The 19,405-nt window shown below is 48.0% G+C and carries 18 protein-coding genes; 8 read left to right on the top strand and 10 right to left on the bottom strand.

Annotated elements, in window-relative coordinates:
• Positions 1 to 112: 112 nt before the first annotated feature.
• The 5 genes from GJR95_RS30020 to hemC all read right to left on the bottom strand — a co-directional run bounded on the left by GJR95_RS30020 (position 113) and on the right by hemC (position 5,274).
• Positions 113 to 847: an AAA family ATPase gene (locus GJR95_RS30020; RefSeq protein ID WP_162389369.1), complete on the bottom strand. Its 735-nt coding sequence runs from the start codon at positions 845 to 847 to the stop codon at positions 113 to 115.
• Positions 848 to 884: 37 nt separating this feature from the next.
• Entirely contained in the window at positions 885 to 2,552 is a 1,668-nt protein-coding gene (locus tag GJR95_RS30015) for a M1 family metallopeptidase (protein ID WP_162389368.1), read from the bottom strand.
• Between the two features lie 70 nt (positions 2,553 to 2,622).
• Positions 2,623 to 3,849, bottom strand: a complete 1,227-nt coding sequence (locus GJR95_RS30010; RefSeq protein WP_162389367.1) for an ABC transporter permease — start codon at positions 3,847 to 3,849, stop codon at positions 2,623 to 2,625.
• Positions 3,850 to 3,910: 61 nt separating this feature from the next.
• Positions 3,911 to 4,351 (bottom strand): GNAT family N-acetyltransferase, encoded by a 441-nt coding sequence (locus GJR95_RS30005; protein WP_162389366.1) that lies wholly within the window; start codon positions 4,349 to 4,351, stop codon positions 3,911 to 3,913.
• Positions 4,348 to 5,274, bottom strand: coding sequence for a hydroxymethylbilane synthase (hemC, locus tag GJR95_RS30000; RefSeq protein WP_162389365.1), 927 nt, complete (start codon positions 5,272 to 5,274; stop codon positions 4,348 to 4,350). The genes GJR95_RS30005 and hemC overlap by 4 nt, the downstream gene beginning before the upstream one ends.
• A 396-nt stretch (positions 5,275 to 5,670) precedes the next feature.
• Between hemC and GJR95_RS29995 the strand changes: the two genes are divergently transcribed.
• From GJR95_RS29995 to GJR95_RS29985, 3 genes are all read left to right on the top strand, one after another.
• The gene (locus GJR95_RS29995) at positions 5,671 to 6,078 is read left to right on the top strand and encodes an Hsp20/alpha crystallin family protein (protein ID WP_162389364.1); all 408 of its coding nucleotides are present in this window, start codon (positions 5,671 to 5,673) and stop codon (positions 6,076 to 6,078) included.
• 379 nt (positions 6,079 to 6,457) lie between these two features.
• Entirely contained in the window at positions 6,458 to 7,507 is a 1,050-nt protein-coding gene (locus GJR95_RS29990) for a ribonucleotide-diphosphate reductase subunit beta (protein ID WP_162389363.1), read from the top strand.
• 133 nt (positions 7,508 to 7,640) lie between these two features.
• Entirely contained in the window at positions 7,641 to 8,345 is a 705-nt protein-coding gene (locus tag GJR95_RS29985) for a class I SAM-dependent methyltransferase (protein WP_162389362.1), read from the top strand.
• A 24-nt stretch (positions 8,346 to 8,369) separates the two neighbouring features.
• Here GJR95_RS29985 and GJR95_RS29980 read toward each other — a convergent pair whose 3' ends face one another.
• The 4 genes from GJR95_RS29980 to GJR95_RS29965 form a co-directional block, all read right to left on the bottom strand.
• Positions 8,370 to 9,287 (bottom strand): glycosyltransferase, encoded by a 918-nt coding sequence (locus tag GJR95_RS29980; RefSeq protein WP_162389361.1) that lies wholly within the window; start codon positions 9,285 to 9,287, stop codon positions 8,370 to 8,372.
• 81 nt (positions 9,288 to 9,368) lie between these two features.
• Positions 9,369 to 9,827: a regulatory protein RecX gene (locus tag GJR95_RS29975; protein ID WP_162391915.1), complete on the bottom strand. Its 459-nt coding sequence runs from the start codon at positions 9,825 to 9,827 to the stop codon at positions 9,369 to 9,371.
• Positions 9,828 to 9,908: 81 nt separating this feature from the next.
• Positions 9,909 to 10,841: an RraA family protein gene (locus GJR95_RS29970; protein ID WP_162389360.1), complete on the bottom strand. Its 933-nt coding sequence runs from the start codon at positions 10,839 to 10,841 to the stop codon at positions 9,909 to 9,911.
• A gap of 171 nt (positions 10,842 to 11,012) precedes the next feature.
• Complete coding sequence (locus GJR95_RS29965) at positions 11,013 to 11,948, bottom strand: RraA family protein (protein WP_162389359.1); 936 nt, start codon at positions 11,946 to 11,948, stop codon at positions 11,013 to 11,015.
• 234 nt (positions 11,949 to 12,182) lie between these two features.
• Here GJR95_RS29965 and GJR95_RS29960 point away from each other — a divergent pair, with 234 nt between their 5' ends.
• Positions 12,183 to 13,622, top strand: a complete 1,440-nt coding sequence (locus GJR95_RS29960) for a mandelate racemase/muconate lactonizing enzyme family protein (protein ID WP_162389358.1) — start codon at positions 12,183 to 12,185, stop codon at positions 13,620 to 13,622.
• 73 nt (positions 13,623 to 13,695) lie between these two features.
• Here GJR95_RS29960 and GJR95_RS29955 read toward each other — a convergent pair whose 3' ends face one another.
• On the bottom strand, positions 13,696 to 14,607 hold the full coding sequence (locus tag GJR95_RS29955) for a TIGR01777 family oxidoreductase (protein ID WP_162389357.1): 912 nt from the start codon (positions 14,605 to 14,607) through the stop codon (positions 13,696 to 13,698).
• A gap of 198 nt (positions 14,608 to 14,805) precedes the next feature.
• Here GJR95_RS29955 and GJR95_RS29950 point away from each other — a divergent pair, with 198 nt between their 5' ends.
• The 4 genes from GJR95_RS29950 (at position 14,806) to GJR95_RS29935 (ending at position 19,381) form a co-directional block, all read left to right on the top strand.
• Positions 14,806 to 15,561 (top strand): DUF3575 domain-containing protein, encoded by a 756-nt coding sequence (locus GJR95_RS29950; protein WP_162389356.1) that lies wholly within the window; start codon positions 14,806 to 14,808, stop codon positions 15,559 to 15,561.
• Between the two features lie 278 nt (positions 15,562 to 15,839).
• Positions 15,840 to 18,128, top strand: coding sequence for an ATP-binding protein (locus tag GJR95_RS29945; RefSeq protein WP_162389355.1), 2,289 nt, complete (start codon positions 15,840 to 15,842; stop codon positions 18,126 to 18,128).
• 88 nt (positions 18,129 to 18,216) lie between these two features.
• Positions 18,217 to 18,744 (top strand): hypothetical protein, encoded by a 528-nt coding sequence (locus tag GJR95_RS29940; protein WP_162389354.1) that lies wholly within the window; start codon positions 18,217 to 18,219, stop codon positions 18,742 to 18,744.
• A gap of 19 nt (positions 18,745 to 18,763) precedes the next feature.
• The gene (locus tag GJR95_RS29935) at positions 18,764 to 19,381 is read left to right on the top strand and encodes a response regulator transcription factor (RefSeq protein WP_162389353.1); all 618 of its coding nucleotides are present in this window, start codon (positions 18,764 to 18,766) and stop codon (positions 19,379 to 19,381) included.
• Positions 19,382 to 19,405: the final 24 nt, after the last annotated feature.

The following is a 19,405-nucleotide window of genomic DNA, read 5'->3' as shown; positions in this document are numbered from 1 at the left end:
ATTAAATGGGAAACGACGACCTATAATTGGAAAGAGATCATTAATCAGTTCAGCATTATCTTTGAAGAACGAATCAAATCGCATCGCATCGAATAAAACCTGCTGACACAGTTCAGCGAGCACTCCCCCAATAGATTGTGTTTTGTCTGCCATCTGTTAAGCCGATTCGCTTAAATGCATTGCTTCCTTTATCTCTATTATGTAATCGAAATAATATATCCGTTGGCTTTACATCCTCAAGATTAATTTCAACGAACTCTGGAATACATTTATGTAAGTCTATTTCTATTTGACTAAAAGTAGTCCTTCTATATTTGCCAAGCATGAGGTCTAAAAATCCCACCAAGTTCGATGCATCTGAATTGACTGTTTCAGTACCATCACCAACAGGGCCAGGTTTATCGATTTTATTAGTATCAGGTTTATATATAATTAAAGATCCTACTTTCTGCTCAAACTCATCCTGTTCAAATAACTTTTCCTTTGCGTCTAAGATTTTTATATAAGGATCCCCTAGGTCTTGATATGAGTTCGATCTCATCACAGTGCCATTAGGATTAATTTGGCATTCAAATACCTGATAATCGTATTCTTTAATGCTATAATCTTTGTTTTTTACATCAAATTTGAATTCTATCTTAATCGCGCCATTAAGATGTCTATATGCAATTTTGCTAGGATCAGGCTCTTCAGAATGAATTTTATTATTTTTTCCAAAGTACGCCAGCGCCTTCAAAAAATTCGTCTTTCCTGAGTTGTTCGGGCCGATTAGCAAATTGACTTTCTGAAGATCGAGCGTGACGTCTTTCAGGCTTTTGAAGTTCTGGATGGAAACGCGCTTGAGCATAGCAACCTGCGGTTATTTAGCTGGTAAGTTAGCTAATTTACTTACCCATTTGTACGCGGTCCGTCGATACGGCCCGCATCAATACCGTGTTGTCGGGGTCGATGACCACCGAAGCGGGTTTGACTACCAGCGGAACCGTGAATGTCTGTGTAGACTCGGTCATGGTTAGACGGACAATGCGGGAAATTTCACGACCACTACCGTCGCGGATGCTGAAGGAGAGCGGAATGGTAAAGATGGCACCTGAACGTTGTGCCTGTCGTACGTCGATGACCAACACCTTTTTGGTCGCATCATAGTTCGAATTCCAGACCAGTTCAGGGTAGCCGGGTTGATAGAGCCATTGCTGGAAAAACGTTCCCAGTTTTTTACCCGATACGCTTTCCATTACAGCCTGAAAATCGCTTGAATGGGCGTTGGCATTGCGGAATTTCTCGTAATAAGCCCGGATGCCTTTCCAGAAAATATCGTCGCCCAGTTCGTGGCGGAGCATATGCAACACCCAACCTCCTTTCTGGTAGGAATTTGGGTTCAGCAAATCCATCAGGTTTGTTGTGGTCGAGTCGACGATGGTACCTTTGGGCTTAAGGGCCGTGTAGCGTAAAATCTGTCCTTTATTCTGGTTCAACACCGCGTTGAGCGTGTCTTTCCCGTAAGCGTGTTCGAGGTAGAGCGCCGAAAAATAGGTGGCAAACCCTTCGCTTAGCCACAACTGCGACCAGTCGGTTTCGGTAGCTGAGTTGCCAAACCACTGGTGTGCAATCTCATGGGCCAGCAGCGCTTCTACATCCGAATCTTTATGGCCAACAATGACCTTTTCGTTATAGAAAATACAACTGGCATTTTCCATACCGCCGAAAATGGTGGTAGACTCAACATTCGCCAGCTTCTCGTACGAATACGGTCCAATCTTCTCAATGAAATATTGAAGAATCTCTTTGGCAGGGCGGTAGTCGACAAACCCCTTCTGACTGTCTTTCGGATAGAGCCAGCTCTGAACCGGCACGTTACTCACTGAGCCTACTTCTTCAACAGCAAACCGGGCGGCCCCAATCACCATTACTTTCGTGGGGATGGGTGTATTTTCCTGCCAGCGTGTCAGTTTTCGGCCATTGGGTAAGGCACTTTCACCCAGAAACTTACCATTCGCAATGACGCGATATACGGCCGGGGCATTGACTGTAAAGGCACAGGTTGCTTTATCAGACGGATGATCAACTACGGGCAGGTAGTTGCGGGCGTTGTTGGGCCAGTTGTCGCCAAAAAAGGTACGTTCGCCAAATTTATTCTGACTGATGATCAGGCCACGGGCGGGCGTACCCGTGTAGCGGATGACCAGTTCCGTCGACTGTCCGGTCTGTGCTGGCGGAAGATTAATAAATACCCGATCGTTACGCTGGCTGAACGGGGCTGCTTTACCGTCCGATAAATGGACAGCACTGACCTTCATGCCAGTCTGTAGGGAGTCACTTTTGCCCCCAATCAAGTCGAACCAGACCGTTTGACGGTCGTCGGCACGAGTGAAACGAATGGTGGTTTCTCCTTTGATCTGGTTGGTCGAATCGCTGAGTGTAAGTAAGAACGCGTAATGCTGAACATCGACGCCTGGTTGAGTGTAACGGGCAGCGTTACCCGGCAACTGAGCATTCGAAACAGTTGTTAATAGCAGGAAAAGTAAACAGATTTTAAAACGCAGTTGAATCATTGATAATAAAGTAATTGGGCAAATTGGGTGGGGGCGGATGCTGGAAACCACCACCACTTCATGACAAACCTTAATCTTCGGCCAGCGTTCGGGAAATATTCATGCGATAAACGCCCAGCGCAGGCAAGGCCGCAGCCAGCAGGCCAATTATGATCGCAACGCCCAACAAGGCCCATTCTTCGGGTAAAACGCTGAATGCCGCCAGATTATAGTGATATTCCGACGAGACACTGTTCGAAAAAAGCCACAAGCCAACCCGACTAAGCAATATACCCAATCCAAAACCGATCAGGGCTAAAACCAGGCCTTCGAGCAGTAACATCCCGAATAACTGCACGCGTGTAGCACCCATTGACAGCATCAGAGCCATTTCATACCGACGCTCCTTTAACGAATTGTAGAGCGATACAAATACACTGACACCCGAAATGAGCATGATCACAATGGCCAGCCCTCGTAGCGTTTCAACGCCCACACCAAGCAGTGAAAACAACCGGTTGATCTCAATATTGGGGAGAGCCGCCTGTAGTTTGGTGTTCGTGTTGATACCGCGCGCAATCATCATACCCAGTGGATTCCGGAACTGAATGAGCATACTCGTTATTTCGCGCGGGGCTTCTTCATGGCCTTCTTCCTCATGCGCTTCTCCTTCCTCATGGTGTTCTTCGCCATGTTCCTCGTGGTGCTCATGAATGGCCCATACGCTCGATATGGGCGTCAAGATGAGCTGATCCGCAACCGTATTGCTTGGATTCAGAATACCGACAACCTTGTATTTTGTATCGGCGTGTTCTTCCCCTTCGGCATCCAGACCATGCGATCCAGCGAAGGTATCACCGAGTTTCAGCCCGGCAATTTCGGCCACACGCGGACCAATCACGGTCTCCAGGTCCTGCTGAAATAGCCGACCCTGGCCGATGGTAGCCCCGAAATGATCAATGTATTTTTTATTGGTACCGATGATGCGAAACGAGCGGTAGTTATCGCCCATAGCTAGTGGAATGGCCGTTTTGATCATCGGGTTCCGGGTCAGTTTTTCGGCTTCCTCCAGTGGAATATTGCCCGTTGGCGAATCGATCTGGTAAATACTCGACAGAATCAATTGCAATGGGCTGCCTTTCGCACCCAGTACCATGTCTATTCCTTTGATGTTTTTCCTGAATTGATCGTCTAACTGCTTATTGAGCAGGAGAAGTAGCGAAATAATTGTGATGCCAAAGGTCATCAGCAGGCCGCTCAGGAAACTGCTCAGTGGTTTGTCTTTCAGGTTGCTCCAACTAATTCGGAATAAATTCATGGTTGCTGATGAACACTGTTTGGTCAAAAAAAGGCAAACGCAAATTCGCTGATTTGCAACGTTATTGCAAATCGAGCTTAAAATGGTGACTGGCAATATTAAAGCGCTTGTTCAGATAAAGCCGATGCGCGTCGTAGCGGGCGGGGTTCTGACCTGAGTCTAACGAGACGCACTGGCACCCCGATTGCCGGGCCTGCTCAATGACGAAATCAATCAACACGCTGGCATAGCCCTTTCCGCGCGCTTCGGGAAGCGTCGATAGATCGTCAATATAGAGCGTTTTTCCACTATAGAGAAGATTCATATACCGATAGCCTACAACGGCGGGGGCCGGTTTCGACGCGTCGCCTTCATCGATGAAGGCCAGCACAAACCGGTCATTTTCCTGCTGCAACCGGATTTGGTCAAAAGCCTGATCGACTGTCAGGTGTGAACGTAAGGCCAGCATAGCCGGCAGACAACGCCGGATCTCGGTATCTGAGGAGGCAATCGTTGGGGTCATAGCTGTGAACGAATATCGGCCAGTAATCCATCACCGCCACGGGCCAGTAGGCTCTCGGCCAGTTCGTGACCTAGCTGTGGTGCTTCTTCTGATGTACCGGTAAAGTTTTCGCGCAGGAGTTGGCTGCCATCGAGACTAACCAGACCACCCGTTAAGTGAATGGTTTGTTCATCGGTCCACTGAGCCAGCGCGAAGGATGGAATACTGCAACCACCTTCCAGCCGCGCTAAAAAGGCACGTTCGGCCAGTAAGCAGGCTTCGGTTAATGGATGATTAGTTAATTGACGAATGGCATTGACTTTTTCTACATCCAGTGTTTCTGCGGCTTCGATAGCAATAGTGCCCTGGCCAACGGCGGGCGTAAAGTCAGCGATGGGCAGGTGCTCGACAATGAACTCATCGTAACCCATCCGGTGAACACCTGCATAGGCCAGCAACAAGGCGTCGCACTGACCCTCGTCTAGTTTGCGCAGCCGGGTCTGGAGATTCCCGCGCATATCGACAGTGGTAACGTGCGGGCTGAAGTGTTTCAGCATCGCTACCCGGCGGGTTGATGAAGTACCAATAGTAAATTCACGGCCATTGGTGAGCGACAGGCTTTTATCCCGGCTGACTAATACATCGTTGACTAACTCCCGTTCAGTAAAGGCAATAATTCCTAATCCTTCGGGTAAGCTCGATGGCAGATCTTTGGCACTATGAACCGCAATGTCGATGGAGCCAACCCGCAGTTGGTCTTCCAGCTCCTGGGTGAAAACGCCCTTACTCCCAATTTTTGATAAGGAGCGGTCCAGAACCTGATCGCCCTTCGTGTCGATAAGTACTAGTTCGGAGGTTATTCCACCGGCTTGCAATAGCGTTTGTATGTGTTCGGCCTGCCACACCGCCAGGCGACTGCTGCGCGTTCCAATTCGAATATGCATGAGTACAGGAGTTTTCAGTTGATCAGTTTTGGGGTGTCAGCCCCCGTAGGAACCACAACTAAAAACTGATTAATTGAAAACAGAAAACGTAATTTCTGCAAAGGTACGGCTTAGACGCCACCAAAACAGGCTCTTTCTGCGGGTAAATGCATTATCGCATTTTGTGGTTTCTCTTCCACAAAATGCCCCAACCCATACGACCATAATTCCCCACTTTGCTAAACTGGCCGATATGGCATAAAAATGCGATAATGTACCTTTATCACGTCAAAACGGCATTAATTGGCCCGAAAACAAACTATACATGCTGACAGCATGGCGCAAATAAAGGCGATTAAACCCTTAGGCACGAGGTTTGTCTATAAATCAGTACTTGGACAGTAAATAGCAACTCCTATGAAAGCGATAGAGAATGTATTTCAGGGAACGGGCGGTCAGGTCGATTTGCTCAATACCCTCTACGGTGGTTCGAGCCAAACGACGATGAAAGTTGAGCGTGAGGACGAACGGCTTATTATAAAATTGTCAGCTCCGGGTGTCAGTGCAAATTCGTTTAATGTATTGATCGAAGGAAGTAAACTTGTCTTATATACCCTGTTGGTTAGTACATCGACTCGGAAGGACGAAGAAGGCAACAGCCAGCGACTGGCAGTGCCTATGTTTTTGCGGGTTCTCGACATTCCATCGTTTGTAAATGCCGATCAGATCGAAGCCGTTCACGAACACGGTCAGGTTATGGTGATGTTGCCCTTTAAGGACGAAGAACATCTTCACCGCCGGATCGATATCAAAGACTTATTTTAAGTGCCTTTTTTTCCTGTCCGGGGCTCTGAGCGGCCCTGTAGCCTATAGATCAGAATGCGGGTCGCTTCTACGGAAGTGACCTTTTTTTTGTCATTCAGTTTCAGCCTGGTAGCACACCGATACCAGCCAATTCATTGAAAATCAGGGATGCAGATTTTAGTAGAATTATTTCAAGAACTTACTCAACCGTTATTTGCCCAACGTGCTGATTGCGTTCTGTTTACCAGAAACCATCATTTATCAGACTTATAATCATTGGATAAACTGGCTTGCAGAAGTGCCCCAAACGGTTAATTTTGTTGGAACGATATAGTCGATTGGTTTCTTCATAAGCCAGTTCTGCCCGACTGGTAAAAATCATATAAACTGCAAGCCCATTATGGTACAAAACGATGTAATCGAACCGATTTTACAGGAAGACAAAGGCCGATTTGTGCTGTTCCCGATTGAACACTGGGACATTTGGGAATACTATAAAACCCACCAGGCATCGTTCTGGACTGCCGAGGAAATTGATCTTGGCCAGGACATGAAAGACTGGAACGGTCTGAACGATGGCGAACGACATTTCATTTCGCACGTTCTGGCGTTTTTTGCTGCTTCCGATGGAATCGTAAACGAAAACCTCGCCGTTAATTTTTTGTCGGAGGTACAATATGCCGAAGCTAAATGTTTTTATGGCTTTCAGGTCATGATGGAGAATATCCACTCCGAAACCTATTCGTTGCTGATTGACACCTACATTAAAGATGCGGCCGAAAAAGACCGGCTGTTGAATGCTATGGACACCATTCCGTGCGTTCAGAAAAAAGCTGAATGGGCGTTGCGATGGATTGATAACGGGAGTTTTGCCGAGCGATTGATTGCTTTCGCAGCTGTTGAAGGTATTTTCTTCTCGGGGTCGTTCTGCTCAATCTACTGGCTCAAAAAGCGCGGCCTGATGCCCGGCCTAACTTTCTCGAACGAGCTAATTTCCCGCGATGAAGGGCTGCACCGCGATTTTGCGTGTTTGCTCTACACCGATCATATCCAGCATAAACTGCCCGAATCGCAGATTTACGACATTATCCGCAATGCCGTTGAAATCGAGCAGGAGTTCGTTGTTGATGCCTTGCCCGTGTCATTGATTGGTATGAATGCCGATCTGATGAAGCAATACATTGCTTTCGTTGCCGATCACCTGCTGGTTACGCTGGGTTTGCGTAAACTCTATGACGTATCGAACCCATTCGATTTCATGGACATGATTTCGTTACAGGGTAAAACGAACTTCTTCGAAAAGCGTGTTGGCGAATACCAACGGGGTGAAGTAATGGCCAAATTTAAAGCCGCCAAAGCCAGCGCTACCCAATCGCAGGATTCCGGAAATCCGACACCAGTGGCCGTTGTCGAAGAACCCAAAGGAATTACATTCGATGCCGATTTTTAGATACTTAAAGCGATAGATTCGTTATAGACTATAAATAATCGCTTCGTTAGATAGAAAGTCCCGCTATAATTGATGATTATAGCGGGACTTTCTATTTTTGGGGTTTATCCGACTTGTTACTTATCCCTTGTTTATGAATCGATTAGATGTTATTCAGGCCTTGATGCGCCAGAAAAACTTAAAAAACTACCTTGAAATTGGTGTTGAAAACGGGCATATTTTTTTCCGGATCAAGAGTTCGTTTAAAGTTGCTGTGGATCCGAATTTTATGTTTGATACCAGCCGCCGGATCGGCAAAACGCTGATCAATCCCTATAATCTTACCAATCAGTATTTCGAGAAAACCAGTGATGATTTCTTTGCGCAGGACGCCCCCAGCGTTTTTTCTCAGAAAAAAATTCAGCTGGCTTTGGTCGATGGCATGCACGAATATCAGTTCGCCCTGCGTGATGTTGAAAACACGCTCAATTACATGGGTAATGATGGTGTTATCATTATGCACGACTGCAATCCGCAGACGCAGGGGGCAGCGGGGCGTTTTGACGATTGGGAAACCGGTGAATGGAACGGCGATGTCTGGAAGACGGTCATTCACCTGCGAAGCCAGCGCCCCGATTTAAATGTGTTCGTTCTCGACTGCGACCAGGGTCTGGGTATTGTTACCCGTAAACAGGCTGGAGACGCCGGACCGCCGTCTGTAGCACTGGAACCTGCACCGGTCTTTGCACCCGCGGATATTAACGCATTAACGTACGATAGTCTGGTTCAAAATCGAAATAAATGGCTTGATTTAAAGCCAGCCAGCTTTTTCTACGACTATTTCGGTCTTCAAAAATAAAGACGGCGGTCGTTGTCGATTCCCTTACCGAATAACCTGACGGTATCGCAAACTCTCACGCATAGGACTACCGCGCCAGATGAATCCGGCCAGTCGGGCATAGATCCGGTTACGGCGGAATTTGCGACCGTTTTTGATAAAATAATAAGCCCTGAATAAAGCTCGTTCGGTCCAGGAGTGGTATTTCCGGAAGTAATAAAAGAGCGAAATGTAGTATTCTTTTTCGACGTCGTAGTTGCGGTTTGTACTTTGCCCCGTAAAATGGACATACTCCGCCTGTGGAATCAGATACGCGTAAAATCCATTCATTAACAACCGCTTAGCCAGATCTTCTTCTTCGACGTAGAGAAAATGAGCGACGTCGAAGCCGCCGATCGTATGGAAAGCCGATGCTCTGACAAAGAGCGTGCTACCCATAATGAACGGAACACGCTGCGGTTCGGTGTAAATATGCCGGATGGGAGGATAGAGAGCCGGATTGAGCATCCGGACAAAGCTATGGCCAAGAATTTTGCTCCCGAGCGTGGGTAAATAACCAAATGTTGCCTGCCGTGATCCGTCACCGGCAAACATCTGCGCCCCGCACACACCCGCGTCAGGTGTGGCGTCCATAAATGCAGCTAACTGACTGCACACATTTGTCCGGAGCAGGCAGTCGTTGTTTAAAAAATAGTAGTAGTCGGCTCTGGGGTCTGCAAACTGAATGCCCATCATATTTCCACCCGAGAAACCGAGATTAATTCGACTGCGGATCAGACGAACGTTTGGGCGGCTGGCAACGGGTTCCAGCGCCTTGTAATTATCGGGCGATGAGTTATTGTCGACGACAATAATTTCATAATGAACCCCCTGCGTTTTTTCGTTAATCGAGTCGACGCAGTCAAATGTAAACTGATGAGAGTTATAATTAAGAAGAATAATCGAGACGATACGCTGATTCATTACCCATGATAGATGGCCGGCAAAACCGCAAAGAACCAGTATTTGGCTCAGAAAACAAAAACAGATATCATTCTTATCGGCTTATTCATCTGCCCCCAATACCTGCCAGACTAAATCTGACTCATAGCCTTTGCTCAATGCATAACGGACGAGTTTTTGTTTGACAATCAGCGGGTTGTCGTCGCGAATGCTTCGGCGTTTCTTGTCCAGCAGTTCAGTGAGAGCGGTTCGATAGTCATCCGGGGCAATTTCTTTCATAGCCTCTTCGAGGTTATAACCCGAAATTCCCCGTTGCTGAAGGTGCTGTTTGATTTTTCGTTTACCCCAGCCTTTTACCCGAAACTTGCCCCCGGCGAAACTTTTAGCAAACCGTTCTTCATTCAGGTAATTCTGTTGAATCAGCTCGGCGATAACTTCTTCGGCATCGTCGCCTAAAACGCCCCATTCCTTCAATCGGTCGCGTACTTCCTGCTGTGTTCGTTCCTGATAGGCGCAAAACATGGCCGCTTTGCGAAGGGCGTCTTTCAGATAATCGGTCATATAGTAAAAACACGGAGACTGGGGGAGAGGTTCGGATCGAGTCTGCATGCGGTCAGCTAGCTGACCGCATGCAGACCTGACTTACCATGTTCTTTTGCTCATCATTTTATCCAGCTCGGGTCGCGTCATGCTTCCCAGTTCGGGATGCTGACCGAGCCATTTGAGGAAATTAGTTTTAATATCGTCTGTCCACTGGCTATCGATCTGGCCAGTGGTGTAGCGCCCTGACTTAACCATTTCAAAGCCAAACTGGTCTTTGCGGGTAACAAATTCGCAGGTACTGATCACCTGTTCGGCCATGTGGGCCGGAACAAAAAGAACGCCTTCCCGCTGGGCGATCACCAGGTCGCCGGGTAAGACCATGGTACTACCTATGCGAATCGGTGTATTGAGGCCCATGAGCACCATTTCTTCCAGAAAAGAAGGGTGGAAATCACGGACAAAGGCATTAAATCCTTTGATATTCTGCAATTCCTGAAGATCTCTGGCGGCCCCATTAAAAATAACTCCGTTGCCGGTTTTACTAAAAATGGCATTCCCCAATGTCGCCCCCATCAGTGTTCCGCCACCAATTTTGCCAAAAGCATCAGCTACGTACACGTCGCCTTTGGTAAGCGTTTCTATTGGCCAGGTGTTTGTATTGCCTTTTCGACCTTGTTTGGTAAAACCCCGCTCTTTAATATTTTTCTCAATATCCGGTCGGCTCGGCATAAACATGGCCGTAACGGCACGACCGATTACCGGCACATCATCCTTTATCAGTTTCCAGTTGCCTTCATACTGATTCGTATAGCCTTCATTTTTTAAAACGGTCCAGGCATCATCGAGCCCTATGTTTTTAGCTCGTTCCAATAAGGCATCAGGAATCTTAGGCCGGCCATCGGGAAAGCGCTCACCCTGCCATTCTGATGTTAAAAATACCAATTCATCTTTGGGGATTGTTTGAGCGAATGAAGCGCTTTCTACGCAAAGGAGAGCACTAAAAGAAAAGAAGAGGGCAAGACTGGATTTCATTAGTCTGGTTTTATTTATGACAATGCAAAAATCAGGATTTATAAATTTCATCCCTAAAAAATAATAGGCCCTAAGGCCTATTACGTAAGCATTTTTCAGTCGGCAGATCCTTTGCGCGAACCCTGTTTACCTTCGGTACCATCAGTCGCTGACTGCTCAGAGCAGACTCGCTCAATGGCCTTCTTTGGCCAGATAGGATTCGATATCTTTTTCGGTGATTGCCAGTTTCTTCGGATACTTGCCGACCCAGGCTCTGAACTCACCTTTGATTTTGTCGGACCAGTCGCCGTGGATTTCACCGGATGGATATTTCCCCTGCTGAAGGAGTACCCGTTCAAACTCGTCGCGCAGGGCGGTCATTTCAGACGCCGATACCAACCCTTCGACGAGGTGCGCCGGAATGAATACGGTTCCATATTCATTCGCAAAGACGGCATCACCGGGTATCACGGTAACCTCACCAATGCGAATCGGGGCATTGATTGACGTTGGGGTCATATCTTTAATGTAAGACGGATCATGCCCTTTTACCCAGGCGTTAAATCCTTTCGTGTCTTTCAGTTCCTGCATATCGCGAACCGATCCGTAAAAGATGACGCCTTTGCCCGTTTTTCCGTAGATCGCATTCCCTAAACTTGACCCGATTAACGTACCATCTTTGATCTTTCCATAGCCATCAGCTACATAAATATCGCCTTTGGTTAATATATCAATTGGCCAGATATTGATCCCTCCTTTTTGCGATCGGCCTTCGGCTTTGCCCTGCGCTCTGACCAAACTGTCGAGATCGGGTCGGGTCGGCATGAACTGAGCGGTCACGGCACGGCCGGTCATCGTCTCACCCGGTTTGAGGATAACCCAGTTTTTTTCGACCTGATTCCGATAGCCTTTTTTCCCTAGATAACCCCAGATTTGCTCCAGTGTGCAATTCTGTAACCGCTCCAGAACCAGATCAGGTATTTTCGGACGGCCATCCGGAAACCGTTCTCCTTTCCAATCGGCGGTTAATGCTTTAACATACTCCGGAGAAGAACCTACCCGTTGGGCCTGCGCAATAAAACCGCCCCAAATACAAAGTGTCAGTACTAGTAATGTCCTTTTTATCATTGCTTTAAGTGGCGTTGAAGGATTAGTAGAATTAATGATAGGCATGGCAAACGTTTGAACGTATTTTTAGTCTTTGAACAACTGGCCCCTACGGTTAACTGAGAACGTATTATCGAGTTGGCGAGTAGTGCTGATTTGTTAAGGTAATCATAACCAAAAAGGCAACCAGATAAGTAAAATACTGGCATTGATTCATTTTATAAATGATTATCTATAAACCCGATAACCTTTATCATGAAAAACATTTTATCTCGATTGTCATTATCCGACAAATCATCTGACCGCCGTGATTTCCTGCGGAATGCCAGTCTGGGTGGCTTGTCGCTTGGTCTCATGTTCGATAAACAGCCTGGGCCTTACGCGGCCGAACAAGAGATGGAGTTTATCACGCAGAAGGTAAGTCGTTTCGCTAAGCCATCGGAGCTGAAAATTACCGATATGCGCGTAGCGATCCTGAATGGTGTGCCCTTTAGCAGCCCCATCATTCGCATCGATACCAACCAGGGACTCGTAGGCTGGGGAGAGGTTCGCGACGGAGCCAGCGCCAACTATGCCCTGATGCTCAAAAGCCGCCTACTCGGAAAAAACCCTTGTAATGTTGAGCAGATCTTCAAACAGATTAAGCAGTTTGGTGGCCAGAGCCGGGCGGCCGGTGGCGTCTGCGGGGTAGAAATGGCTCTTTGGGACCTGGCCGGTAAAGCCTATAACGTACCGGCTTATCAGTTGCTGGGTGGTAAATACCGCGATTTCATTCGGTTATACGCCGATACACCCGAAGCCGATACTTACGAAGGCTTTGCCGAAAACATGAAGAAGCGCCGGGATCAGGGTTATACCTTCCTGAAAATGGACTTTGGTATCGGCATGCTGGCCGATCAGCCGGGCATGCTGGTCAATGCCAATAACTGGAGTGTAAAAAGACAGTGGAATGACTCAGAACCCGGTAAGCTGGGGAATTACGCCAATACGAAGCACCCGTTCACCCGTATTCAGGTCACCAAAAAAGGCTTAGACAGATTAGTGGAGCACGTTGGCAAAGTACGCGACATTGTCGGTTATGACACCCCACTGGCTGCCGACCACTTTGGCCATTTCGATGTGAATACAGCGATCCAGATTGGTAAAGCGATGGAGCCTTTCCGGCTGGCCTGGCTCGAAGATCTTGTCCCCTGGTTCTACACCGATCAATGGAAGCAAATTTCGGATGCGATCGATACGCCCACGCTGACGGGCGAAGACATCTACCTGAAAGAAGGTTTTATCAAACTCATCGACGCCAAAGCCATTGACATGATCCATCCGGATCTGGCATCATCAGGCGGTTTGCTGGAAACGAAAAAAATTGGGGATTATGCCGAAGAAAAAGGCATACCGATGGCGATGCACTTTGCGGGTTCGCCGATTTCGATGATGGCTAATGTGCATTGTGCGGCTGCCACCGAGAATTTTGTAGCGCTTGAACACCACGGTGTCGATGTGGTGGGTTGGGAAGATCTGATCACAGGCATGAAGCCAATCGTAGAGAAAGGCTTTGTTCGGGTGCCCGAAAAACCGGGTCTTGGTGTTGAATTGAATGAAGAAGTAGCCAAGAAATTCCTGAAAAAAGGAGGTACCTGGTTTGCGCCGACCGATGTGTGGAATACCCGTGATTCGGCCGATCGGGAGTGGAGTTAGTTAGGTTTACAATAAGTGGTAAGTGGTGTCGGGTTCTCAAACCCGACACCACTTACCACTTATTGTAAATGGCTTACTGTAAAAGATTTTTGAGCGCATTCGTTAAATCGGTGTAATGATAGGCGAACGTTGTTTCATCGGCGATACGCTTGTTCAGAACATAATTTCCTCCTGTGACGGCAATCGCCAGTTCACCGTACATCATCTTAATCACGAAGCCCGGAATGTTGGGCAGGATCATAGGGCGGTGCAACACGCTGGCAATGGCTTTTGTCAGCGATTCGTTCGTAGCAGGATTGGGAGCTACCGCATTATAAACACCCTGCCACGATTCGTCGGTCAGTGCCTGAAGGTACATCCGGCAGAGGTCGTCGATATGAATCCACGAAATATATTGCTGACCCGATCCGATGGGTGCGCCAGCTCCCAGCCGAACGGGTTGCGCTAATTTAGGTAATGCCCCGCCATCCATCGTCAATACGACGCCCGTTCGTAGCTTGACGGTTCGAATGCCTAGTGCAGCTATCAGGTCCTCCGAGCGTTCCCAGGCGCGTACTACCTGAGCCAGAAAATCGGACCCGCCCTGGCTTGTTTCGGTTAATGGCCGATCGGCGGTGTCGCTACCGTAAAAACCAATGCCCGATGAGCCAATGAATGATTTTACTTTATGTGGATTTTTCGCGAGTGCCTGCGCTAAAAGTTCGGTGGATTGAGTACGACTGGTCAGGATTTTATCTTTACGAGCATCGGTCCAGCGTTCGTCGGCAATGCCTGCTCCGGCGAGATGAATAATATGATCGGCGGTTTGAATCGCTTTCGGGTCGATATGTCCTTTATCAATGTCCCACTGATAGACTGTCACGCCCGATACGGGCTTGCTTTCCCGGCTAAGCAGTGAAACCTGAAAACCTTGTTGACGAAGTAATTGGGTTAAATGACGGCCAATGGTACCGGTGCCGCCAGTTATCAGAACGGTTTTACTCATGAGTAATAGAATGGGTTGGTGAAGGTATAACCCGCTGAGAGCGGCTGGGGTTTTGAATACCTGCAAACGGGTAATCGAATTCGATAAATGGTTACCACCCATTTTCGGGCCATCAAGATAGTTAGGTGTAACTATTGCCGCCGGAGGTGCTTATCGTCAATTTTGGTCTGATCAAAAACACTATTCAGACTGGACGAAATGAAAAAGCAAGGTATTAGTCTTATCCTCTCTACGTTACTAGCCGGTATTTCTATCGGGCAGGCACAACTGTTAACGAATCGATCTGTTGTAAAAATCAACCTGTCGGGTGTGGCCATAAAGAGTTATACCGTCCAGTATGAGCGATTACTTTCCCGACGGAGCTCCATTACATTGTCGGCCAGTTTATCACCCAATGCCCCACTTCCTTTCAAACAGGCACTTATGGACCAGTATGGTGGGAATGATGATGCCAAAAGGGCTATCGACAATACGCTGTTTACGAAACGAATCGCAACACTGGAGTATCGATTCTATATGGCAGGTCACGCACCAACGGGTTGGTATATAGCCCCTTTTGTTCGCTATATAAACATGGATATCAGTCAGGATTATACCTACACACCCAGTGATGGTATTCTACACCATGCCCATCTTGATGCTGGATTCAGTGCGGGTGGGGCGGGTCTGTTATTGGGCTATCAATGGATGTTTGGTAAACGGGTAGGGCTCGATTTGTGGCTGTTAGGGCCTTTTTACGGAACAAAAATTACCGCCAATTTTACAGGCGAAGACCCACTTTGGCCAAGTTTAAAACCCGCTGATATCGTAAAACTGAAGAACGATATTGACAGTACAGATCTGCCACTTTATACAGTTAAAGCCACCCTGAATTTACCGACTATTCTTGCTCAGTTGCAGGGCCCTTATTATGGCGTTCGTGCGTTTGGATTGGCACTGGCTTACAGTTTTTAACGCGATTAAAAGGATACAGATAGCCAATCAAAAGTTGAAAAATTGCAGGAACGGTCGATTTAATGGCTTCAACCGGCAAATCGCCGGCATTGATCAGTTAGTATTCATTACTGTCGGTTAAGTGTCTGGATTTTAAGTTTTTACTGCCTGTTATGCCGGAAAATAACTCCTTTTTGTTTGCATTATAGCAGGGTTATTTTTGTGGATATCTCAATAGGATAATACGTCTCCCTCTAGGTTGAGGTATGATGTGGGTTTGTTTTTGTGCGGAAGGCTATATGAAAGGTTGGCTACTTGTCGGAATTGGAATCTGGTGGCTAACGGGTATCAGCGCCTGGGCTCGTACGTATACTGACGCCGAAGCGCATGCTGCCTGGACGCAACTTCAGCGGCAGCCGATTACTGAACAGACCTTTCGGAAAACCTGCGACCTGATTCAGGATGTAGGGCAAACGAACCTACCATTGGCATATGAATGGCTGGCTCAGTATGTATCGAAAGTACAAAAGAGCGGCAATCGACGCTGGATTCATATCCTGCTTATCAACTGGGGAAAAGCTAAAGAATCGCTGAATCATTACGACGAGGCCGAACCTCTGTTTCGGCAGGCTCGCCAGAATGCCCGAGCTATTCCTTTATTATACTGCCATGCACTGACCTACACCGTTCAGCTTTATTATGACTGGGGTAAGCCCGATTCGCTAGCCCACTATTTAACGCTCGGCGAACAGGCTGCCCGGTCTGCCAATGATCGCGAAACGTTAGCTCTTTTACGCGACTTCCGGGGGGCTTCGCGTATCCGGTCGGACCAACGTGAGGCCATGCGGGCCGATTTCGAAGAAGCGATCCGACTGTCAGCAGACCTGCCTGATAAAAACGCGCTTTTCATGGCTCGTCATAGTCTGGCTTCGTATTACCTGACTAATCTACAGCAACAAGTTATGGCGTTCGACAGTCTGCTCGAACTCGCCAAAGACAGTAGTCTGTCCCGAAATCCCCGCTTTTATGAACGTACGACGGTCTATTTTCGCAGTCCTCGTCCGACTGTTCTTTTCAAACTTGCTCAATTAAATCTGTTGCTAACGGATTACGAGAATGCCGGAAAGTTTGCCGATATGGTTTACGACGAGCTTGTCAGACCCAATCCTAAGGCGCCAATGGTGCCTTATTTTAACGCCGAAATGGCCATTATCCGGGTTTATCAGGGTCAGATAAAGCAGGCCAGCGTCTTCGTTGATTCGAGTCGTCGGCAGTTTGGCGGAGCAGAAGCCCAAATTCCGTATTCCGGTTATTTTTTGGCGGCTGGTCTATTGGCCGAACAGGATGGACAATTGGCGAAAGCAGCTGATTACTATAAACAATCGCTAACAAAAGGATTGACTTCGGTTTCGTTTTCGCGGATTCCTCTCGAGCTTCATTATGTACGCGCTTTACTCCGAACCGGCCATTATGACAAAGCCCGGCAAATGCTGGCTCCTTTAACAACTGCCGCAACAACGAATCAGTATTCGGCCATTGGGTTATACTATTACCAGTCGTTGGCCGAACTCAACAAAGCGCAGGGTAATTATGTCCGTTATGGGCAGGCACTCGATACCTACCATGCCATTCGTGACTCACTGACGAGTCTGAACCAGTATCGGGCTGTACAGCAGATTCTGGCTCGCGTAAGAATTCGGGACAAGGAGCAGCAGATTGACCGGCTGAATGCTGAAAATGAAGCCCGGACCCGGCAATTGCGCCGTGAGCGACTATTTTACGGAGCCATTATTACACTGGCTGTTCTGACTATTGGCTTGCTAGTATTGTATGTGCGAAACCGGCAGATTCGGGCCCGGCAGCGCGAGGCCCTACAACAAAGCCAATTGGAACAGCTCGAAAAACAGCGTCATATTGACTTAATGCAAGGCATTATAAAAGCCGAGGAAAACGAGCGACTAACCATTGCCGACCAGCTACACAACGAGGTGAATCCATTACTGGCAGTCGTGTTGCTTAACGTATCGTCGGCCCTGGAAACGGTGGCACCAGATGCATCAACTGCTCCAAAGCTCCGTAAAGCGCAGGATGTCCTAACGTCCATCAATAGTACAGTACGTGGCATTAGTCATCGACTGACTCCGCAACTCATTGAGCAGCATGGATTTAGGCGCGCCATCGAGGAGTTGGCCGAAAGTGTCAATATGTCAGGGAAAGTACAGCTTCATACTATTGTGGTAGGATTTGACAAGGCCTTGCCGTTGTCATTTCTTAGCGACCTCTATCGAATTGTGCAGGAATTGGTTCATAACGTGATTCGACACGCCCAGGCTACAGAAGCTACCGTTGAGGTTATTGAACATGATCGGCACGTAACTATTCTGGTGGAAGATAATGGCGTGGGCATAACGGCTAACACCGGGGGCGATGGGCAGGGCTTGCAGACGATCCGGGCCAAAGTGGCCATGCGCCACGGCCAGATGGATGTGCAGCGTAAATCGGATGGCGGCACGCTGGTCGTTATTGATGATCTCGAACTGCCTGAAAGTAGCAGAGAGGCTAATCGACCTACTCAGTCGGTGAATTAGTTAGCGGTAACTATTTCAGGCAAAAGATGCAGCGAGGAACTTTGTTCGGCACAGACTTCAATAACTTTCAATCTGTGTCGCAAAGGCTATGAAAACCAGCTTACGTCTGATCCTGTTTAGTATTGGGTTACTGACAGGGTGTAGCAAATCTTCGCCTGAACCAGAGCCTGAATTTTACGTGTCGGCAACCATTGGCGACAAAGAATGGATAGCAAACGTGAATAACAGTCAGAATACGCCCGTGGCAGCAACAATCAGTCAAAATTTAGTGGTCGTTGTAGCGGCACAAAATGCCGATAATGCCACGACGGCCCTTGGTGTGGTCTTCCCTGAATCCATCACACTAAACACGGCCGTTGCTATCGATCCGGCGCAATACCTGGCGCTGGCGTACTCGATTTCTGAGACCGAAGGCTACTCCGCCGATCCCAGTAAAGGAGGTAGCGGAACGCTGACTGTGACCCGGTTCGACGAAGCTGCCGGAATTGTTGAAGGAACTTTTATGGGTGAAGCTATCCACAATAAAAATGGTAGCCGTATCCGTATTTCGAATGGGCGGTTTCGTTCTGCTATTTACAAGACTAGTGTAACAACACCACCGCCCGGCAAACGTTGACCTCTAAGTTGTCTGAATCATGACGCTACTCCTTGCCGACGACCATCCGCTCCTGCTCGACGGGCTTCGAAGCGTCCTGGCCGATCTGCCCGATACCGATCTGTTGCCTGCTGTCAATAACGGACATCAGTTACTGGATTACCTCCACCGGCATCCTGTCGATATGATCCTGCTGGATCTGAATATGCCCAAGACCGATGGATTGACGGCTCTCAAACAGATTCGTCGGGATTTTCCCGCCATAAAGGTCATTGTTTTCACCAGCTACAATCAACCTCAGCGTATGCGGGAGGTGCAGGCACTCGGTGCAATGGGTTATTTGCTTAAAACCACCGATGCGCCAACGCTTAAAACCGCCGTGCAGCAGGTTTGGGCAGGACGGCCGTGGTTCCCGATGCTCCAACGGGTGGTGGTTGAGCCACCCGCCGACGCCTTTATGCAGAAATACCAGCTGACAAAACGGGAAATTGAAATTATTCAGCAGATTGTCGGTGGGTTGACCACGAAGCAAATAGCCGATGCGCTCTCGTTAAGTGAGTTTACCGTCAATGCTCATCGGCGTAACATTGCCCGCAAGCTCGGCATCGATACCCCCGTTGGCCTGGTCAATTTTGCGCGCGAACAAGGTCTGGCATGAGTTATTCATAAGCGTAAAGTCTGG

The organism is Spirosoma endbachense (assembly GCF_010233585.1).
Taxonomy (GTDB): domain Bacteria; phylum Bacteroidota; class Bacteroidia; order Cytophagales; family Spirosomataceae; genus Spirosoma; species Spirosoma endbachense.
This window is presented reverse-complemented; position numbering and strand designations above follow the sequence as displayed.

Excerpts from the sequence above, each read along its gene's own strand:
- GJR95_RS30020 (WP_162389369.1), bottom strand. The coding sequence starts at position 847 with ATGCTCAAGCGCGTTTCCATCCAGAACTTCAAAAGCCTGAAAGACGTC.
- GJR95_RS30015 (WP_162389368.1), bottom strand. The coding sequence starts at position 2,552 with ATGATTCAACTGCGTTTTAAAATCTGTTTACTTTTCCTGCTATTAACA.
- GJR95_RS30010 (WP_162389367.1), bottom strand. The coding sequence starts at position 3,849 with ATGAATTTATTCCGAATTAGTTGGAGCAACCTGAAAGACAAACCACTG.
- GJR95_RS30005 (WP_162389366.1), bottom strand. The coding sequence starts at position 4,351 with ATGACCCCAACGATTGCCTCCTCAGATACCGAGATCCGGCGTTGTCTG.
- hemC (WP_162389365.1), bottom strand. The coding sequence starts at position 5,274 with ATGCATATTCGAATTGGAACGCGCAGCAGTCGCCTGGCGGTGTGGCAG.
- GJR95_RS29995 (WP_162389364.1), top strand. The coding sequence starts at position 5,671 with ATGAAAGCGATAGAGAATGTATTTCAGGGAACGGGCGGTCAGGTCGAT.
- GJR95_RS29990 (WP_162389363.1), top strand. The coding sequence starts at position 6,458 with ATGGTACAAAACGATGTAATCGAACCGATTTTACAGGAAGACAAAGGC.
- GJR95_RS29985 (WP_162389362.1), top strand. The coding sequence starts at position 7,641 with ATGAATCGATTAGATGTTATTCAGGCCTTGATGCGCCAGAAAAACTTA.
- GJR95_RS29980 (WP_162389361.1), bottom strand. The coding sequence starts at position 9,287 with ATGAATCAGCGTATCGTCTCGATTATTCTTCTTAATTATAACTCTCAT.
- GJR95_RS29975 (WP_162391915.1), bottom strand. The coding sequence starts at position 9,827 with ATGACCGATTATCTGAAAGACGCCCTTCGCAAAGCGGCCATGTTTTGC.
- GJR95_RS29970 (WP_162389360.1), bottom strand. The coding sequence starts at position 10,841 with ATGAAATCCAGTCTTGCCCTCTTCTTTTCTTTTAGTGCTCTCCTTTGC.
- GJR95_RS29965 (WP_162389359.1), bottom strand. The coding sequence starts at position 11,948 with ATGATAAAAAGGACATTACTAGTACTGACACTTTGTATTTGGGGCGGT.
- GJR95_RS29960 (WP_162389358.1), top strand. The coding sequence starts at position 12,183 with ATGAAAAACATTTTATCTCGATTGTCATTATCCGACAAATCATCTGAC.
- GJR95_RS29955 (WP_162389357.1), bottom strand. The coding sequence starts at position 14,607 with ATGAGTAAAACCGTTCTGATAACTGGCGGCACCGGTACCATTGGCCGT.
- GJR95_RS29950 (WP_162389356.1), top strand. The coding sequence starts at position 14,806 with ATGAAAAAGCAAGGTATTAGTCTTATCCTCTCTACGTTACTAGCCGGT.
- GJR95_RS29945 (WP_162389355.1), top strand. The coding sequence starts at position 15,840 with ATGAAAGGTTGGCTACTTGTCGGAATTGGAATCTGGTGGCTAACGGGT.
- GJR95_RS29940 (WP_162389354.1), top strand. The coding sequence starts at position 18,217 with ATGAAAACCAGCTTACGTCTGATCCTGTTTAGTATTGGGTTACTGACA.
- GJR95_RS29935 (WP_162389353.1), top strand. The coding sequence starts at position 18,764 with ATGACGCTACTCCTTGCCGACGACCATCCGCTCCTGCTCGACGGGCTT.